15 protein-coding genes are annotated in these 17,591 nt (G+C 42.6%); 2 read left to right on the plus strand and 13 right to left on the minus strand.

The window, feature by feature from the left end:
• Window positions 1-48 precede the first annotated feature (48 nt).
• The 13 genes from ftsZ to mraZ all read right to left on the minus strand — a co-directional run bounded on the left by ftsZ (window position 49) and on the right by mraZ (window position 15,624).
• Entirely contained in the window at window positions 49-2,052 is a 2,004-nt protein-coding gene (gene ftsZ / locus GO009_RS05360) for a cell division protein FtsZ (protein WP_163625191.1), read from the minus strand.
• 27 nt (window positions 2,053-2,079) lie between these two features.
• Window positions 2,080-3,408: a cell division protein FtsA gene (ftsA, locus tag GO009_RS05365; protein WP_163625192.1), complete on the minus strand. Its 1,329-nt coding sequence runs from the start codon at window positions 3,406-3,408 to the stop codon at window positions 2,080-2,082.
• Between the two features lie 3 nt (window positions 3,409-3,411).
• The gene (locus GO009_RS05370) at window positions 3,412-4,131 is read right to left on the minus strand and encodes a cell division protein FtsQ/DivIB (protein WP_163625193.1); all 720 of its coding nucleotides are present in this window, start codon (window positions 4,129-4,131) and stop codon (window positions 3,412-3,414) included.
• Entirely contained in the window at window positions 4,121-5,470 is a 1,350-nt protein-coding gene (gene murC / locus GO009_RS05375; RefSeq protein WP_163625194.1) for a UDP-N-acetylmuramate--L-alanine ligase, read from the minus strand. The genes GO009_RS05370 and murC overlap by 11 nt, the downstream gene beginning before the upstream one ends.
• Window positions 5,467-6,555, minus strand: coding sequence for an undecaprenyldiphospho-muramoylpentapeptide beta-N-acetylglucosaminyltransferase (murG, locus tag GO009_RS05380; protein WP_163625195.1), 1,089 nt, complete (start codon window positions 6,553-6,555; stop codon window positions 5,467-5,469). The genes murC and murG overlap by 4 nt, the downstream gene beginning before the upstream one ends.
• Window positions 6,542-7,747: an FtsW/RodA/SpoVE family cell cycle protein gene (locus GO009_RS05385; protein WP_163625196.1), complete on the minus strand. Its 1,206-nt coding sequence runs from the start codon at window positions 7,745-7,747 to the stop codon at window positions 6,542-6,544. The genes murG and GO009_RS05385 overlap by 14 nt, the downstream gene beginning before the upstream one ends.
• A gap of 3 nt (window positions 7,748-7,750) precedes the next feature.
• Entirely contained in the window at window positions 7,751-9,085 is a 1,335-nt protein-coding gene (gene murD / locus GO009_RS05390) for a UDP-N-acetylmuramoyl-L-alanine--D-glutamate ligase (RefSeq protein WP_163625197.1), read from the minus strand.
• Between the two features lie 2 nt (window positions 9,086-9,087).
• Window positions 9,088-10,308 (minus strand): phospho-N-acetylmuramoyl-pentapeptide-transferase, encoded by a 1,221-nt coding sequence (gene mraY, locus GO009_RS05395; protein WP_163625198.1) that lies wholly within the window; start codon window positions 10,306-10,308, stop codon window positions 9,088-9,090.
• Between the two features lie 63 nt (window positions 10,309-10,371).
• Window positions 10,372-11,835, minus strand: a complete 1,464-nt coding sequence (locus tag GO009_RS05400) for a UDP-N-acetylmuramoyl-L-alanyl-D-glutamate--2,6-diaminopimelate ligase (RefSeq protein WP_163625199.1) — start codon at window positions 11,833-11,835, stop codon at window positions 10,372-10,374.
• Window positions 11,832-13,841, minus strand: a complete 2,010-nt coding sequence (locus GO009_RS05405; protein WP_163625200.1) for a penicillin-binding protein — start codon at window positions 13,839-13,841, stop codon at window positions 11,832-11,834. Before GO009_RS05405 ends, GO009_RS05400 begins: the two co-directional genes overlap by 4 nt.
• Window positions 13,841-14,158 carry an FtsL-like putative cell division protein gene (locus GO009_RS05410; protein WP_163625201.1) on the minus strand — a complete coding sequence of 106 codons (318 nt, stop codon included), beginning with the start codon at window positions 14,156-14,158 and terminating at the stop codon, window positions 13,841-13,843. Before GO009_RS05410 ends, GO009_RS05405 begins: the two co-directional genes overlap by 1 nt.
• A 115-nt stretch (window positions 14,159-14,273) precedes the next feature.
• A complete protein-coding gene (gene rsmH / locus GO009_RS05415) occupies window positions 14,274-15,176 on the minus strand; it encodes a 16S rRNA (cytosine(1402)-N(4))-methyltransferase RsmH (protein ID WP_163625202.1) in 903 nt (300 codons plus the stop codon).
• Entirely contained in the window at window positions 15,169-15,624 is a 456-nt protein-coding gene (gene mraZ, locus GO009_RS05420; protein WP_014033327.1) for a division/cell wall cluster transcriptional repressor MraZ, read from the minus strand. The genes rsmH and mraZ overlap by 8 nt, the downstream gene beginning before the upstream one ends.
• Window positions 15,625-15,888: 264 nt before the next feature.
• Here mraZ and GO009_RS05425 point away from each other — a divergent pair, with 264 nt between their 5' ends.
• The gene (locus GO009_RS05425; RefSeq protein ID WP_163625203.1) at window positions 15,889-16,653 is read left to right on the plus strand and encodes an alpha/beta fold hydrolase; all 765 of its coding nucleotides are present in this window, start codon (window positions 15,889-15,891) and stop codon (window positions 16,651-16,653) included.
• A gap of 234 nt (window positions 16,654-16,887) precedes the next feature.
• Entirely contained in the window at window positions 16,888-17,502 is a 615-nt protein-coding gene (gene yihA, locus GO009_RS05430; protein WP_163625204.1) for a ribosome biogenesis GTP-binding protein YihA/YsxC, read from the plus strand.
• The last annotated feature ends 89 nt before the right edge of the window (window positions 17,503-17,591 follow it).

The following is a 17,591-nucleotide window of genomic DNA, read 5'->3' on the forward strand; positions in this document are numbered from 1 at the left end:
CTTCCGGGTTTATGCTTTCCATTAAAATGGACATTAATTTAAACACTACTAATCAACATTATCGTGCAAAAAGGAGTTGTTGGAACGCAATTGCAAATCATCATTGCTGTCCTCGCCCAATGAGGTTCTTGACACCTTTTGCTCCTTTGGAACATCGTTTAGATCCACTCCTTGGCGTTTGTATGCCGGCTCCTTTTCTATATCGTCTATACTGCTCCTATTGTTTTGGAACTTATAGTTGAAGTTTTTCAACTTTCTTCTACGTTCATCGGCACGATCTTTTAAAATATCGCTGATGGAGCTGTTCATTGGGTCTAGATTACCGATGGTTTCTTCGCTTTGTCCAGAACCTTCAATTTTTCCTTCGGCCTTCTTTACGGTTTTCTTTTCAAAAACAAGTTCGTTCTCCACCAGTTTTGGTTCATGGGTTTCCGCTTTGGATTTTGCCCCTGTCAACTTGTTTTCCAACTCCATGTACTCTTGCAAATCGTATCGGGTCTCACCTTCTTTTTTATATTCCAAAACAGGCTTTACCTCTACATAATCGTTCACTTCCACATCCCCTATACCGTCATCCAAGTTAAAGGTTACCGTGTGTTCTTTGTCATCCTCTTCCTCTTCAGGCTGAGTGTTCAATGGCATGTCAAAGCTTAAGGTGAACTGGTCCTCATTACTCTTTGGAGATACCTCTTCAGCATCTACAACATCAATATTATTGATTACATTTTTTGCTTCGATGATTACAAAATCATCCTCTACCGGTTCGGCAACCACTTCCTCGTAAAACACATTGAAATTTCGGATATAGTTGGTCGTTGGAATCAATTCTGGATTCTTGCTCTCCATTTTTTGGGAGGCGTCTTCTTTTTCATCCTCCATCTCCAATGTATGCTTCACTACTGTTGGTTCTGGCTCAGGTGTTGGTTCTGGTTCAGAAACCGGTGCTTTTTCAACTTTAACTTCCTGTACAGATGTAGCTTCGGGAGTTAAATCTTGTTCTGCCGTCTGCTCATCTTCCAAGGTGTAAAATACCTTTTTGGACTCCGTATTTACAATGTTATCCTGCTGATCCACATTAAAACCTGTGGCAATCACCGTTACAGCAATGGCTTCACCTAGGCTTTCATCTTCGCCTACACCCATAATGATATTGGCTCCGTGGCCGGCCTCAATCTGGATATGATCGTTGATCTCTCCGATTTCATCAATGGTAATCTCTTGAGAACCGGAAACAATGAGCAACAATACGTTTTTGGCCCCATTGATTTTGTTATCGTTCAACAATGGAGAATCCAAAGCTTTCATAATGGCTTCGGTAGCCCTTGTCGAGCCTGAAGCTGCCGCCGACCCCATAATAGCCGTTCCGCTATTGGAAAGTACGGTCTTGGCATCCCTAAGGTCAATGTTTTGTGTGTAGTGATGGGTAATTACCTCTGCGATACCTCTTGCCGCAGTGGCCAATACCTCATCCGCCTTGGAGAAACCGGCCTTAAACCCAAGATTACCGTATACTTCCCTAAGCTTGTTGTTGTTGATGACAATTAATGAATCTACGTTGGCACGCAGTTTCTCAATCCCGATTTGGGCTTGTTTGTTACGCATGGCACCTTCAAACTGGAACGGCATGGTAACGATACCAACCGTTAGAACATCCATTTCTTTGGCTATCTTGGCAATAACAGGGGCTGCTCCAGTACCGGTTCCGCCACCCATTCCTGCGGTAATAAATGCCATTTTGGTATTGTTGTCCAGCATAGCCTTTAAATCTTCCATGCTTTCCAAGGCTGCTTGTTCTCCAACCTCGGGGTTGGCTCCTGCACCCAATCCTTCGGTAAGGGTTACTCCCAATTGAATTTTGTTGGATACCGGACTGTTCTGTAAAGCCTGCGCATCGGTGTTGCAGATTACAAAATCCACTCCATTGATACCGGCCTGAAACATGTGGTTGATGGCGTTGCTTCCTCCACCGCCTACGCCGATTACTTTAATTACGTTGCTTTTGTTCTTGGGCAAATCAAAAGCTATGTTGTCAAATTCAGTGTTCTTACTCATGACAGTTGTGTTTCTCTTGTGAGGTTATTATTCTGCATTGTCCAAAAAGTCCTTCAACTTTTCTGACCATTTGTCAAAAATGGATTTTCTCTCCGTATGCGAAGCCACATTAGTCTTGGCTTCCATATCGTGTTCTTGGCCTACTAAAACCTCTTCTTCGTGCATCTCTTCTTGATCCACAATGCGGTTTTTCTTTTTGGCCTCCAAGGAATTCATTAGCAATCCAACAGCCGTTGCGTATAATGGGCTTGCTACCTCCTCGTCCGAATCTCCGGCCAAGTGCTCGTTTGGATAACCGATTCTTGTATCCATACCAGTAATGTATTCCACCAATTGCTTTAAATGCTTCAGTTGGCTTCCCCCTCCGGTAAGGACAATTCCTGCGATCAATTTTTTCTTTTGTTCCTCGTGCCCATAGTTCTTTATCTCCACATACACCTGCTCCACAATCTCTACTACACGGGCGTGAATGATCTTGGAAAGGTTTTTTAAGGTGATTTCTTTGGGCTCACGTCCCCTTAACCCAGGAATGGACACGATTTCGTTGTCCTTGTTCTCTCCCGGCCAAGCGGAACCAAATTTTATTTTCAATAGTTCGGCCTGTTTCTCGATAATGGAGCAGCCTTCTTTGATATCTTCGGTAATCACATTGCCTCCAAAAGGAATAACGGAGGTATGACGGATAATACCATCCTTGAAAATGGCCAAATCCGTGGTACCGCCACCTATATCGATCAAAGCAACACCTGCTTCCTTCTCTTCCTGACTCAAAACAGCATCAGCTGACGCCAGAGGCTCTAGGGTAATGTTCCCTAAATCCAATCCGGCACTTTTGATGCATCTTCCAATATTTTTTATGGATGACACTTGCCCCACCACCACATGAAAGTTGGCTTCCAATCGACCACCGTACATACCCACGGGTTCTTTGATTTCCGATTGACCGTCCACTTTGTACTCTTGCGGCAACACATGGATAATTTCCTCACCGGGTAGCATCACCAATTTGTACACTTGGTTGCACAGTTTATCCAAATCTTCATTATCAATTACCTCTTCGGAATTGGGTCGGGTTATGTAGTCGCTGTGGTGCAGGCTTCGAATATGCTGACCCGCAATACCTACGACCACGGAACCTATTTTAAGCCCCGAGTTCAATTCGGCCTGTTCCACCGCTTGCTGAATAGATGAAATGGTCTGTGTAATATTGTTGACTACTCCACGGTGAACACCCAAACTCTTAGATCGTCCAGTGCCCAAAATCTCTATTTTTCCATACTCATTTTCCCTACCGATAATCGCTACGATCTTGGTAGTTCCAATATCCAACCCAACTGAATAATTACCTTGTTCCATACTTTAAATTTTGGTGCAAACCACTTGATTGTTGAATTCCAAACTCACTGTTGCATAATCTTCCAAGGAATTGTCCTTGGCCGCCTTTGCATAAAAGGCCATAAAATTTTTGAACTTTTTGTTCAAATTGTCCACTCCGCCCAAATTCACCACAAAATTTTCCATGCGTAATTTGAGCTGATACTTGTTTTCATCTTCGATATGTATCCCAATCACATTTTTTCTCAAAAAATCATCATTGTTGATATAGTTCAAAATCACATAAGCATCCTCTAAGGTTTTCCCTGTAATCTTTCCAGTGATTATGGGGACCCTTGCCGAATGATGCCTTGACAACGGCATGCGTTCGCCTTGATCATCCAAATAAAATTTGGAGACACTTTCCACTCTTCCTATTGGCTTTCGCTGAACAATCTTGGACACAAGTTCCCCGTTTACAGTAAGATACACCTGGGCATTTTTGACCATATCATTGGATAGCACAATCTCCTCTATAGTATTCAAAACTAACTGTTCTTTGGGCGTATTCTCTAGGGCTCCGTAATTTTGTATTAACAATTTATTAACCGCATCTTCAGTTAAATACAAATTGTTTTCGCCAACAAATTTTACCGTCACATTCTGGATTGTTCTCTGTTGATTTCTTTGTTCGGCAAAACCGTAAAGCGCAATTACGGCCACGGACAAAAATGCCAGTTTTATGTAATCCCAATTAATGCGCATAACTCAATTCTTTTTTGATTTTTGGCACTTCCAGTCCAATATCCCCTGCACCAAGAGCAACCAAAACCCCTGATTTGCAGTTTCTCACCTCTTCCAACAGTGCTGATTTTGAAATCAACTTTTTATTGGGGTTCTCTATTTTTTCCAATAACCATTGAGAAGTGACTCCCTCAATCGGTTCTTCCCTTGCCGGATAAATATCCAGCAGGATGATTTCATCAAAATCCGAAAGACTTGCCGCAAAATCATCTGCAAAGTCTTGTGTTCTTGAAAAAAGATGCGGTTGAAAGATAACGGTCACCTTCTCCCCTGCATGCATTTCCCGAATGGCTTGATGCACCGCACTGATCTCTGTTGGATGGTGGGCGTAATCATCTATAAACACAAAGTCTTTTTCCTTGATCTGATAAGAAAACCTACGCTGCACGCCTTTAAAAGTTGCCAAAGCTTTGGCAAGGCGGTGTGGTGGGCAGCCAGTTTGCTCCGCCATTGCAAAGGCAGCCAATCCATTGAGTAAATTATGCCTTCCAGGCTTGTTGAACTTCACGTTCTTGATAACCTCAGAAGGTGTTACGAGATCGAACATGTAGGCTCCATGTTCAATTTTAATATTTTCTATGCAGTAATCGGCACCATCTTCAATGCCGAAGGTGGTGCCTTCCAAAGGAAGACCTTTGCGCACGAACAATTTCCCTTCAGGCTTGATCCTTTCAATAAACTCATGGAATGAACGTTCCAATTCCTCTTTGGTTCCGTAAATATCCAAGTGGTCGGCATCCATCGATGTCACACAAGCAACGGTTGGCGTCAAACGAAGGAAAGAGCGATCGAACTCATCTGCCTCCACCACCGAATATTCGGTACCATCCAATACAAAATTGCTATTGAAGTCCTCCGAGATTCCACCTAGGAAAGCAGTCAACGGCAATCCACATTCTTTGAGCAAATGTGCTAAAATGCAGGTAGTGGTCGTTTTGCCATGCGTACCCGCAACGGCCAAGCAAAAAGAATCCTTGGTAATCATCCCCAATACCTCGGAACGTTTTTTTAGATTGAATCCTTGGTTCTTGTAAAATTTAAATTCTGAATGTGAAGATGGTACGGCTGGCGTGTACACCACCAAAGTATTCGGATGTTTGAAAGTGTCCGAAATCAAATCGACATTATCCTCAAAATGGACCAAAATGCCTTTTTCCACCAAGCCATCGGTAATGGGTGTCGGGGTTCGGTCGTATCCAGCAACCTCCTTGCCCACAAATTTGAAATAGCGCGCCAAGGCGGACATACCTATGCCTCCGATGCCAATAAAATAAACGCTATGTATATCTTTCAAATTCACTTCAACAACTTTACTATTTCGTCCACAATATGCTCCGTTGCCTTGGGCATGGCCATTTTTTTAATATTTTCTCCCAGTTTGTCCTGAGTCTCTTTCGAATCCATTAAACCCAGAAACCTTTTTTCAAATTCGGCATCCAACTCAACTTCCCTCAGCATAATGGCCGCATCTTTGGCCACCAAGGCTTTGGCATTTTGGGTTTGATGGTCCTCCGCCACATTGGGCGACGGGATAAAAATCACAGGTTTGCCCACCAAACAAAGCTCGGAGACCGAGCCGGCACCCGCCCTTGAGATGATAACATCTGCTGCTGCATAGGCTAGGTCCATCCGATTGACAAAAGCCAATACCTTGACGGACCCCGATTCGTATTTCTTATACTCTTTATGATAGAGCTTACCACATTGCCAAAGGACTTGCAATTCTTGTTTTGCAAAAAAATCGAGCTCTTTTTCAATCAACTGATTGATTCTTCTTGCCCCAAGGCTCCCCCCCAAAACAAGAACTGTTTTTTTGTTCCCATCTAGTCCAAAAAAGTTGCTCGCTTCTTGCTTGTTTTCTTTTACGTCCACCAAATCGGTTCGGATGGGGTTTCCTGTTTTTACAATTTTCTCCTTCGGAAAAAAGCGCTCCATGCCATCGTAGGCAACACAAATTTTCTTCGCTTTTCCTGCCAATAGCTTGTTCGTGATTCCAGCAAAGGAATTCTGTTCTTGCAGCACACAGGGAACTCCCAAGCTTTCGGCCATTCGCAACAATGGTCCGCTTGCAAAACCTCCAGTGCCAATTGCTACGTGAGGCTTAAATTGTTTCACTATTTTGCGCGCTTCTAACAAACTACTTATCAGTTTAAATGGAAACATGAGATTTTTCAATGTCAGCTTCCGTTGTATTCCACTTATCCACAAGCCCTTTATCTCGTAACCAGCTTGCGGCACTTTTTCCATTTCCATTTTATCCTTGGCTCCAACGAACAAAAATTCTGCATCAGGATATCTTTTCTTCAGCTCGTTCGCAATGGCCACCGCAGGATAAATATGTCCTCCCGTTCCTCCTCCAGAAAGTATAAACCTATAGCTGTCCACTTAATACTTCTAAAGGATTCGTTTCATCTATTCCGTGGGATTCCTCCTCCAAATTTTCCTTTCTGTTGCTCGCACTTAGTACGATCCCAATTGCCATACAGGTCATCCAAATCGAAGTTCCTCCCATACTGATCAAAGGCAACGGCTGCCCCGTAACCGGAAACAACTGTACCACTACCGCCATATTGATGAAAGCTTGGAACACAATCGGCAATCCCACGCCTATCACCAATAATTTTGAAAAAACCGTTTTGGACGAGTGTGCGACCACAACTATCCTGAAAAGCAACAAGAGGTAGAAAAAGAGCAAAGCTCCGCCTCCCAACAAACCATATTCTTCAATTATGATGGCAAAAATGAAATCCGACGTACTCTGGGACAGCATGTTCTTCATCACACTCTTTCCTGCTCCCTTGCCCACTACGCCACCTTCGGCAACGGCAATCTGCGCCAAGGTCAGCTGGTGCAGATCATCTTTATCCGCTTGCTCTGGGTGAATAAAGGTTTCTATCCGTGATTTCCATGTCCCCGCCCTGTCCGGCAACACCTCGGGGGCCTTGAAAAGTACAAACAGGAACATTCCAGCAAATACAATTCCTGTCGCCACTATGGCGAACAAATATTTTAAAGGATACCCCCCCAAAAAACACAGCACCAACACCATTAAACTGATAATGGCGGCGGTTGAAAAGTTTTCGGGCAAAATCAACAGAACCACAAGGGCTACAGGCAACCAAAGCGGTAAAATACTTTCTTTGAACGTGATTTTTGCATCCTTGATCTTGGTCAGGTACCTGGCAATCCAAATCATTAAGACCACTGCTGCTAATGTCGATGTCTGGAAATTGACCCCGACCAATGGAATCTTTATCCAGCGGTTTGCGGTCACCCCACCAATACGTGTTTCCACGGTCAGTGTGTAAATCAACAGCAATATTACAATGGGCATGGCAATTATGGACAGCCCTTTAAAGTAATGTGTAGGTATCTTGTGCACGGCATAAATAATACCAAAGCCCAAGAACAAGAGCACAGCATGTTTTACCAAATGGCCCAAAGTGGTCCCATCACCATTGACGTAGACCAAATTGGTACTGGCGCTGTACACTGGCAAAAATGAGAAAAGAGCCAAGAGGGCCACTACGCCCCAAATGGCTTTATCACCTTTCAGATTTTTGAATATTGCCAACACGTTTTACAAATTTTTTATTGCGTTTTTAAATTGATCTCCCCTATCCTCATAATTTTTGAAAAGGTCGAAGCTTGCACAGGCAGGTGACAACAAAACAGCATCTCCGCGCTCCGCAACTTTATAAGCCACCTTAACGGCTTCTTCCATGGAATAGGTCTCTACCATAAGGTCGATTACGTTTCCAAAGGCATCTATCAACTTGGAATTATCCACACCCAAGCAAATAATGGCCTTTACCTTTTCCCGAACCAACGGCATCAATTCGGAATAATCGTTTCCTTTATCGACACCCCCAACAATCCAAACAATCGGCTTTTTAATACCATCCAACGCATAATAAGTAGCGTTGACATTGGTTGCTTTGGAATCGTTAATGTATTCCACATGGTTGATCTTCAATACATTTTCCAATCTGTGGGGCACGCCCTGAAAAGATTGGATACTCTGGCGAATCGTCTCCTTTCTGACCTTAACCAGCATGGCTGCCATACTTGCTGCCATTGTGTTCTTTACGTTGTGCTGCCCTTTTAAGGCCAAAATATCTTCACTCATTTCCAAGGTTTTATGTTCTAGTTTTATTTTTATCGTTTTGTTTTCCAGCCAAGCCCCTTCTTCCAGTTTTCTTTTTACAGAAAAAGGAATCAATTTGGATTGAACAGGGTGGTTTTTCAACCATTCTTGAATCACCTCATCATCGGCATCATAAATCAGGTAATCGTTCTCATCCTGATTCATGGCTATTCTGAATTTGGATGCGATATAATTCTCAAACTTGTCATCATATCTATCCAAATGATCTGGCGTTATGTTGGTAATTACAGCGATATGTGGCTTAAAATCCACAATACCGTCCAACTGAAAGCTGCTTATTTCCAACACATAATGATCAAAATCTTGCTCAGCCACCATTTTAGCATAGCTATCACCAATGTTTCCAGCCATGCCCACGTTCACCCCATCATCTTTCAACAAATGGTGCGTTAACATGGTGGTTGTGGTCTTCCCGTTGCTTCCCGTAATTCCAATCAAGTTGGCATCGGTATATTTTGATGCAAACTCTATTTCCGAAATCACCGGAACACCCTTTTCCACAAGTTTTTTCACCAATGGAACCGTATCCGGAATCCCGGGACTCTTCATCACCAAGTCTGCATTCAGAATTTTAGCTTCAGTATGCTCGCCAGACTCCCATTCAATCTCAAAATGTTCAAGAACTTTTTTGTAATTCTCTTTTATGTCGCCCTTGTCCGAAACAAAGACCTCAAATCCTTTTTGCTTTCCCAAAATGGCGGTTCCAACGCCACTTTCTCCTCCTCCGAGTATCACCAAGCGGTCCATTTTTATCGAATTTTAAGTGTAACGATGCTGATAATGGCCAGCATGATTCCTATAATCCAAAAACGGGTTACTATCTTGCTCTCGTGATACAATTTTTTCTGATAGTGATGATGTAGGGGCGCCATTAAAAATATCCTCTTTCCTTCGCCATATTTCTTCTTTGTGTGCTTAAAATAGCCCACCTGCAACATCACGGACAGCGATTCCGCAAAGAAGATTCCGCATAAAATAGGAATCAACAATTCTTTCCTAACGATAATGGCAATAACCGCAATAACACCACCAATGGTCAAACTACCGGTATCTCCCATAAATACTTGGGCCGGATAGGTGTTGTACCATAAAAAACCGACCAAAGCCCCAACAAAAGCTGCAATAAAAACCACCAACTCGCCCACTCGAGGCAAGTAAAAAATGTCCAAATAATCAGAGAATTGTATATTACCGGACACCCAGGCAAAAATTCCGAGCGTCAGCACAATTATGGCCGACGACCCCGCTGCCAAACCATCAATACCATCCGTAAGATTGGCTCCATTGGAAACTGCGGTCACGATCAAAATCACCACAGGGATAAAGATGATCCATGCATAATCTTCGGCTCCGTCACCAATCCATGAGATAAAATCCGCGTAATCCAGTTCGTTGTTCTTAAAAAAGGGAACATTGGTACGTACCGCTTTGGTTTCATCGCCAAATACCCTTTCTACTTTAAAATTTTCGGTTATGGTGGTCGAGTCCTTTTCTTTAATGGTAACCGCTGGATGAAAATATAGTGTCAATCCAACAATCAAACCCAATCCAACTTGCCCCATCACTTTAAACCTTCCCTTTAAACCTTGCTTATCTTTTTTAAAGGTTTTGATATAGTCATCTATAAATCCGATAACGCCCATCCAAACCGTAGTCACTATCAAAAGAATGACATAGATATTTTTGATATCTGCAAAAAGAATCACCGGCAATAAGGTGGACATGATGATGATAAGTCCGCCCATGGTGGGTGTTCCTGCTTTTTGCTTCTGTCCTTCCAAACCAAGATCACGGATGCTTTCCCCAATCTGCTTTTTCTGAAGGAACAATATGATTCGTTTTCCGTAGACCATGGCGATCAATAGCGATAACAATACGGACAAGGCGGCCCTGAACGTAAGGAATTGAAAAAGTCCCGCGCCCGGCAGTTGGTATTGTTTCTCTAAAAATTCGAACAAGTAGTATAACATATTTTAGACGTTAGATATTAGAATCTAGACGTTAGACTTTTTCTTTGAATTTTCTATTTCAATTTATTTGCCCAAACTGGACAAAGCTTCTTTCACTTCTTTAAAATCATCGAAATCTACCCGGACCCCATTGGTTTCCTGATAGGTCTCATGGCCTTTTCCCGCCACTAGGATTATATCGTTGGTCAATGCCAGTTTACATGCCGTTTTTATGGCTTGCTTCCTATTTTCAATGGATAGCACCTTTCTTGTGTTTTGGGGTTCTACTCCAGCTTCCATTTCTTCAATTATGACAGCAGGTGATTCCGTTCTGGGGTTATCGGATGTAAAAATGACCTGATTGCTCATTTCCGAAGCGATATGACCCATAACCGGACGCTTAGACTTGTCACGGTCACCACCACACCCCACTACGGTGATGACGTTTTCATTTCCAGTCCTCAATGCATTGATTGTAATCAATACATTTTTGAGTGCATCCGGCGTATGGGCATAATCAACAATAGCCGTTATCTTATCTTTTGATATGTAATATTGAAACCTGCCATCCACATTTTCCAACTCGCTCATCAACCTAAGGGTCTCCATCTTTTCGAGCCCCAAAATGTCGGCCGTGGCATAAATAGCCAATAAATTATAGGCATTGAAATCCCCAATAAGTTTGGACCACAGTTCATTATCGTCCACCTTTAATAGTTGGCCATTGAACTGCTTTTCCAAAATCTGCCCCCTGTAATTGGCAAAGGATTTTAAGGCATAGGTATATTTTTTGGCTTTGGTGTTCTGTAGCATCACCAAGCCATTTTTATCATCGATGTTGACCAAGGCAAACGCGGTTTTTGGCAAACCATCGAACAATTTTTTCTTGGTGTCCCTGTAGTCCGCAAACGTTTTGTGGTAATCCAAATGGTCGTGGGACAGATTGGTGAAGATGGCACCTTCAAAATAAAGTCCTTCCGCCCTTTTTTGATGAATTCCATGGGAACTCACCTCCATAAAACAGAACTCCACACCTGCTGCATTCATCTTGGACAAATAATCGTTGATGGTAAGCACATCGGGGGTCGTATGGGTGGTCTTGTACTCGTCATCGTCCACCATTACTTTTATGGTAGAAATCAAGCCTACTTTAAAACCTGCTTTTTTGAAAAGATGGTACAAAAGCGTGGTCACCGTGGTTTTTCCATTGGTACCCGTTACCCCGACCAATTTTAAATTCTTGGATGGATTATCATAAAAATTGGAAGCAATAACAGCCAGAGCACTGTTGCAATTGGCCACCTGTAAATAGGTGACCCCATTCACCATGAGTTCAGGAAGCTCTTCGCACACAATGGCACGTGCACCCAAATCCACAGCTTTTTGTATGAATTTGTGGCCATCGGTAACGGTACCACGAATGGCCACGAACACATCATCCATTTCCACCTTTCTGGAATCAAAATGAACATTGTTCACCATTACATTGGTATCCCCGCTCACCGCGGAAAGACTCACACCATATAATATGTCCTTCAATAACTTCATGAAAGTTTCAATACTATTTTTTTGACCTGTTTTATATTGGTTCCTTGGTTTACCGACTGATTCTTTACTTTTCCGTTGCCGTGCACCTCTACTTCAATTCCCAGATTTTCCAACAGGGAAACGGCATCCATACCGCTCATTCCTTTTACATTGGGCACAGTGCCGTATTTTTTTTGAACTTGGGCATAATATTGTTGGTACTGCTTCTCCAAGTCCTTATCCTCAATAACTTTGATGTCCACTTCATCTACCATAGGTGAAATGGCATGTATTTTCTGCGCCATGGATTTGAATACGGGACCGGATACATCAGCCCCATAATACCCTTCCTGTTTATCTGGCTCATGGATGACCACGATGCATGAATATTTTGGATTGTCCGCTGGAAAATACCCTGCAAATGATGAGATATATGCCAACTTATCGGGATTCTTCTCTACATAGTTTTTTTGTGTGGTACCTGTTTTTCCAGCCATAGAAAAGTTTTTGGAGTACAGTTTATGTCCTGTACCATAATCCTTTTCCACCACATCCTTTAATAATTGTTGTGCCTTTTTTACCGTTTCTTTGGAACAGATGGAAGAATTCAACACTTCCTTGTCAAATCGTTTAAAAACCTTGTTGCCTTCACGTACTTCTTGAATCAATCGAGGTTTTACATACTCGCCATTGTTGGCAATGGCATTGTAGAAAGCCAAGGTCTGTATCGGGGTCAAGGACACTTCATAACCGTGCGACATCCAACCTAAAGAAATTCCGGACCAACCTTTATCACCGGGGTAACGGATTACCGGGTCGCCCTCACCTATAATCGGCAAGTCCAATTTTTTATGAAGTCCCATGTTCATCAAGCGATTGACGAATTTCTCGGGCTGTTCCTTATAATTTTCGTTGATGATTTTCGCAAAAGCCGTGTTGGAAGAAACGGCAAAGGCCTCGGCGACCGAAATCTTTCCGTATCCGCCCCATTTAGAATCTTTCACTACACCATCATAAATACGGTATCTTCCTTTTTCCGTATCAATTACGGTACTGGTGTCGATTACCTTATCTTCCAAGGCTGCCACTAGGGACATCAATTTAAAAGTGGAACCTGGTTCATGGGATTCTCCAACAGCGTAGTTCAGTTTTTCATAATACTTGCCTTCGGACGTTCTTCCCAGATTGGAAATGGCCTTGATTTCGCCGGTTTTGGTTTCCATGACCACTACACAGCCATGGTCGGCCTTATATTTTTCCAATTGTTTCAGTAACTCATGATGGGCTATATCTTGAATATTGATATCGATGGTCGAAACCACGTCCAGACCATCTTGAGGCTCTACAATATTGTCCAGCCCCACTGGCTTCCATTGTCCCTTGGCTATTTTTTGCTTTAATCGCTTTCCTTCCTTACCGCGCAAATAGGATTCACCAAATGCCCCGTCCAAACCTACACGGGTGTAGTACCCGTTTTCATCCACGCGCTCGTAACCAATGCTCCTTGCTGCCATTTTACCCAAAGGGTACTCGCGAACCACACGATGGGTCTCAATAAATCCGCCCTTGTATGGTCCAAGGTTGAACAGCGGAAACTGTTTGATGCGCACATAGTCCAGATACCCAACATTTCGGGCTATCAACTTGTAGCGATTATCGTTCGCCCTTGCCTTTCGGAACAACTGTCTGTAGTAAGAAGATGGCCTATTGAAGAGTGCGCCCAAGGAATCCGACAGGGCAGTCACATTGTTCTGAAAATTTTCTTGTGAAACGGTCTGGGCGTCAAACCGGATTTCATATTTAGGTACGGATGCGGCCAACAAACTACCATCTTCCGAATAAAGATTGCCACGATTGGGCTCAATGGTAAACATTTTCTCGGTTTTGCTCAAGGCCAACTCCTTATACTTTTTGCCCTGCACCATTTGAATATCCACCAACTTTACCACTACGGCAATGGCCAAAACAAGCAAGCCCCCGGCAACGAGGTACAGTCTGTTCATGATATTTTTTTCGGTAATGGCCACTATTCCGCTGATTTAACTTTAATTTTTTGTGGAGGGTTTTCCGATGGCACCAATCCTTTTTCGGCCACCACCTCCCGCAAGGTCGATTCCAATTTAAGTTGCTGAACACTGGAACGGGCTTCAAAAAACTCACTTTTAAGTTTTCGCACTTCCTCGTTCAACTCAGCAATCTCCAATACTTTTCTATCGGCATTATGACTACTGGAAATCATCAAAGCCGCCAAAAAAGAGGCAAACAATAAAAACATCCAGTTTTTGGGAGCGTCACCGCTTACCAAAAACCTTCCTTTTAATATGTCCAGCAATCCTTTTCTCATTTCTTGTTCGCTTTGTCATTCCCGCGAAGGCGGGAATCTATCCACATCACATCTTCCGACTGCCCCTTCGACTGCGCTCAGGGTGACAGCTCGAGATGACATTTCAATCACATCTTTATATTTTTTCCGCAATGCGGAGCTTTGCACTTCTAGCTCTATTGTTATTGGCTATTTCTTCTGCTGATGGCGTAATCAACTTCCCGACTTTTTTTAATGGAACATTGATATTTCCATAAAAATCCTTCTCGGGTTCGCCGTCGAACTTTCCTGCACGGATAAAGCGCTTTGCCAATCTATCTTCCAAGGAATGGTAACTGATCAAACTCAACCTCCCCCCTTTGTTCAACATCTCCGGCACTTGCTCCAAAAACTCCTTGAGCACGGCTATTTCTTGGTTTACCTCTATCCTAATAGCTTGATAGATTTGAGCCAAAATTTTGTTCTCCTTCATTTTTGGCAAAAACCTGCTCAAAACCTTTTTCAAATCATCTGTTGTTTTGATGGGCTCATCAGACCGTGCCGAAACAATGGTCTTGGCCATGGCATTTGCATTTCGCAACTCGCCATACTGAAAAAGTACCGACGCTAAATCTTCTTGGGAATAGGTGTTCACCACCCGAAAGGCCGTCAATTGATTGTTCCTGTCCATTCGCATATCCAAATCTGCATTGAACCGAATGGAGAAACCGCGCTCGGCCTCATCGAACTGATGGGAAGAAACCCCGAAATCCGCCAAGATTCCATCAACTTTCCGAATGCCATAGAACTTTAAATACTGTTTGAGGTAGCGAAAGTTTTGATTGATCAATTGGAACCTGTCATCATCCAATGCATTTTGCAGGGCATCCTCGTCTTGATCAAACGCGAACAACTTTCCACCATCGCCCAATCTTTTTAAAATTTCCCTGGAGTGTCCGCCACCACCAAAGGTGACATCCACATACACCCCATTTTCCTTTATGTTCAATCCGTCCACTGATTCCTTCAGCAATACCGGATTGTGGTATGCACTATTCATCGTCGTCAAAAATCTCCTCGGCCAGATCGGCATAATCCTTCTCGCCTTCTGCCAAGACTTTCTCGTACATATCCTTGTTCCAAATCTCGATTTTATCAAAAACCGCATTCAGAACCACCTCTTTCTCAATTCCAGCGAACTCCACTAAGTTTTTTGGAATCTGCAATCTTCCGGAATCCCCATCAATGCTCACTTCCTTCATACCGGCCACAAAGTTTCTCACGAAAGCATCGTACTTTCGGTTGATTTTGCTTTTCTTCATGACTTTCTGCATGAGGACATCGAACTCTTGCTTAGGGTACAACTCCAAACATTGCTGAAAAACCGACCGCTTGATAACAAACCCTTCCTTTAAAACAGGCAACAACTGATTTTTCAAAGAAATAGGCAACAATACCCTTCCTTTGGAATCAGCTTTACAATCATGTTGTCCTATAATATGGGTCACTAGAAATCAATTGGTTACTTAATACAACTCAAATATATAGATTTTATTTCCACATTTCTCCACATAACACCACTTTTGTTAATAAATTATCCACTTTTCGATGAAAAACTCCTGATTCGACCCTGAATCAAACTTGAGATCGACAAACTCATTCGAGAATAGAATTGACCGGATTAAAAAACTTATCGCAGTTCTGTTTAAAACCTAAAATCTTTGTGATATGAAATTCCTATATTTGCGCCTCTTACTACCAACTAACTATAGATGGAAGAGCATTTAATCGAGGATGGCAAGTACCGATATATAGAAAAGGGAGAAGGGACTCCCATGATTATATTGCACGGTTTGATGGGAGGGTTGAGCAACTTCCAGGGTGTATCCGAATATTTCCCCTCTAAAGGATATCAGGTGCTTATTCCCGAGCTGCCCATTTACGATATGCCGCTCCTAAAAACCACGGTAAAGAACTTTGCTACATTTTTGGAAGGGTTTATTGAGCACAAAGGATTGAAGGATGTGATTTTGCTGGGAAATTCCCTTGGTGGACATATTGGGCTATTGCACACCAAAATGTTCCCAGAAATGGTAAAAGCATTGGTTATTACAGGTAGTTCTGGACTTTACGAGAGTGCCATGGGAGATGGATACCCTAAACGCGGCGACTACGAGTTCATAAAAAAGAAGGCTGAGGACGTATTTTACGACCCAAAAGTGGCCACTAAAGAAATTGTGGACGAAGTTTTTGCCACGGTAAACGATAGGATGAAACTGGTAAAGACACTGGCCATTGCCAAAAGTGCCATTCGCCACAACATGTCCAAGGATTTGCCCCACATGAAGACGCCAACCTGTATTATTTGGGGGGAAAATGATACGGTGACACCACCAAACGTGGCCAAGGAATTCCATGAACTGTTGCCCGATTCCGATTTGTATTGGATAGAAAAATGCGGTCATGCCCCCATGATGGAGCACCCCAACGATTTTAACCATATTCTGGAAGCTTGGTTGAAGAAGAGAGGATTCTAGTAGTTAGATATTAGACGCTTTATAACTTTTTTAAGGACGTTTTTGCGTTATAATAGTCATTGCTTTTCCTTAGTTCTCCAATAAATTTTCAATAGCAAATGTATCTTTACCCATATCCAGAATTGAAAAATAACTGGTTTCAAAAAATTAAAATACATTCGACACCAAAATGTCAAAACAAAGCAACAGGTTTAAGTCTATTGTCTCTAATCTAGCGTCTAACATCTATTCAAAATGAAGATTTCTTCCGCCGAGTTTGTAATGAGCAACTCCAATGTTGCCAAATGCCCCAACGAACCTTTACCTGAATATGCCTTTATCGGCAGGTCCAATGTAGGGAAATCATCTTTGATCAATATGTTGGTGGAACGCAAAGCATTGGCCAAAACATCGGGTCGACCTGGGAAAACACAGCTCATCAACCATTTTAAGATCAACAACAATTGGTTTTTGGTAGATTTGCCCGGTTACGGCTACGCCAAGGTTTCCAAAAAGGACAAAAGAACATTTCAGAAGTACATCACGGAGTACTTTCAAAAAAGAAAACAGTTGGTCTGTGGTTTTGTTTTGGTAGATATTCGACACGAACCCCAACCCGTGGACCTAGAGTTCATGGAGTGGCTGGGCACCAACCAGATTCCATTTGCCATTATTTTTACCAAAGCGGACAAACTAAAACCTGCCGTTATTGAAAAGCAGGCCAATACCTACCTTCAAAAATTATTGGAAGGTGCTTGGGAAGAAGTTCCCCCACATTTTACCACTTCGTCCACAAACCGGATGGGCAGGGAAGAGCTTTTGGATTTTATTGACGGCATCAACCAAGAGTTTTTCCAGAGCAACAAATAGTTTATAAGTTTTATTTCCAGGATCTATAGAGCGGTAAGATAATGCTGTGTTTTACGACTGACCCTATATCTGAAAACAGCTATTTTAAA

Origin of the sequence: Allomuricauda sp. TY007 (genome assembly GCF_010468565.1) — a bacterium.
Taxonomy (GTDB): Bacteria; Bacteroidota; Bacteroidia; order Flavobacteriales; family Flavobacteriaceae; genus Flagellimonas.

Bases quoted from the DNA above. Each gene is read 5' to 3' on its own strand.
- ftsZ (WP_163625191.1), bottom strand. From the start codon at position 2,052: ATGAGTAAGAACACTGAATTTGACAACATAGCTTTTGATTTGCCCAAG.
- ftsA (WP_163625192.1), bottom strand. From the start codon at position 3,408: ATGGAACAAGGTAATTATTCAGTTGGGTTGGATATTGGAACTACCAAG.
- GO009_RS05370 (WP_163625193.1), bottom strand. From the start codon at position 4,131: ATGCGCATTAATTGGGATTACATAAAACTGGCATTTTTGTCCGTGGCC.
- murD (WP_163625197.1), bottom strand. From the start codon at position 9,085: ATGGACCGCTTGGTGATACTCGGAGGAGGAGAAAGTGGCGTTGGAACC.
- mraY (WP_163625198.1), bottom strand. From the start codon at position 10,308: ATGTTATACTACTTGTTCGAATTTTTAGAGAAACAATACCAACTGCCG.
- GO009_RS05400 (WP_163625199.1), bottom strand. From the start codon at position 11,835: ATGAAGTTATTGAAGGACATATTATATGGTGTGAGTCTTTCCGCGGTG.
- GO009_RS05410 (WP_163625201.1), bottom strand. From the start codon at position 14,158: ATGAGAAAAGGATTGCTGGACATATTAAAAGGAAGGTTTTTGGTAAGC.
- rsmH (WP_163625202.1), bottom strand. From the start codon at position 15,176: ATGAATAGTGCATACCACAATCCGGTATTGCTGAAGGAATCAGTGGAC.
- GO009_RS05425 (WP_163625203.1), top strand. From the start codon at position 15,889: ATGGAAGAGCATTTAATCGAGGATGGCAAGTACCGATATATAGAAAAG.
- yihA (WP_163625204.1), top strand. From the start codon at position 16,888: ATGAAGATTTCTTCCGCCGAGTTTGTAATGAGCAACTCCAATGTTGCC.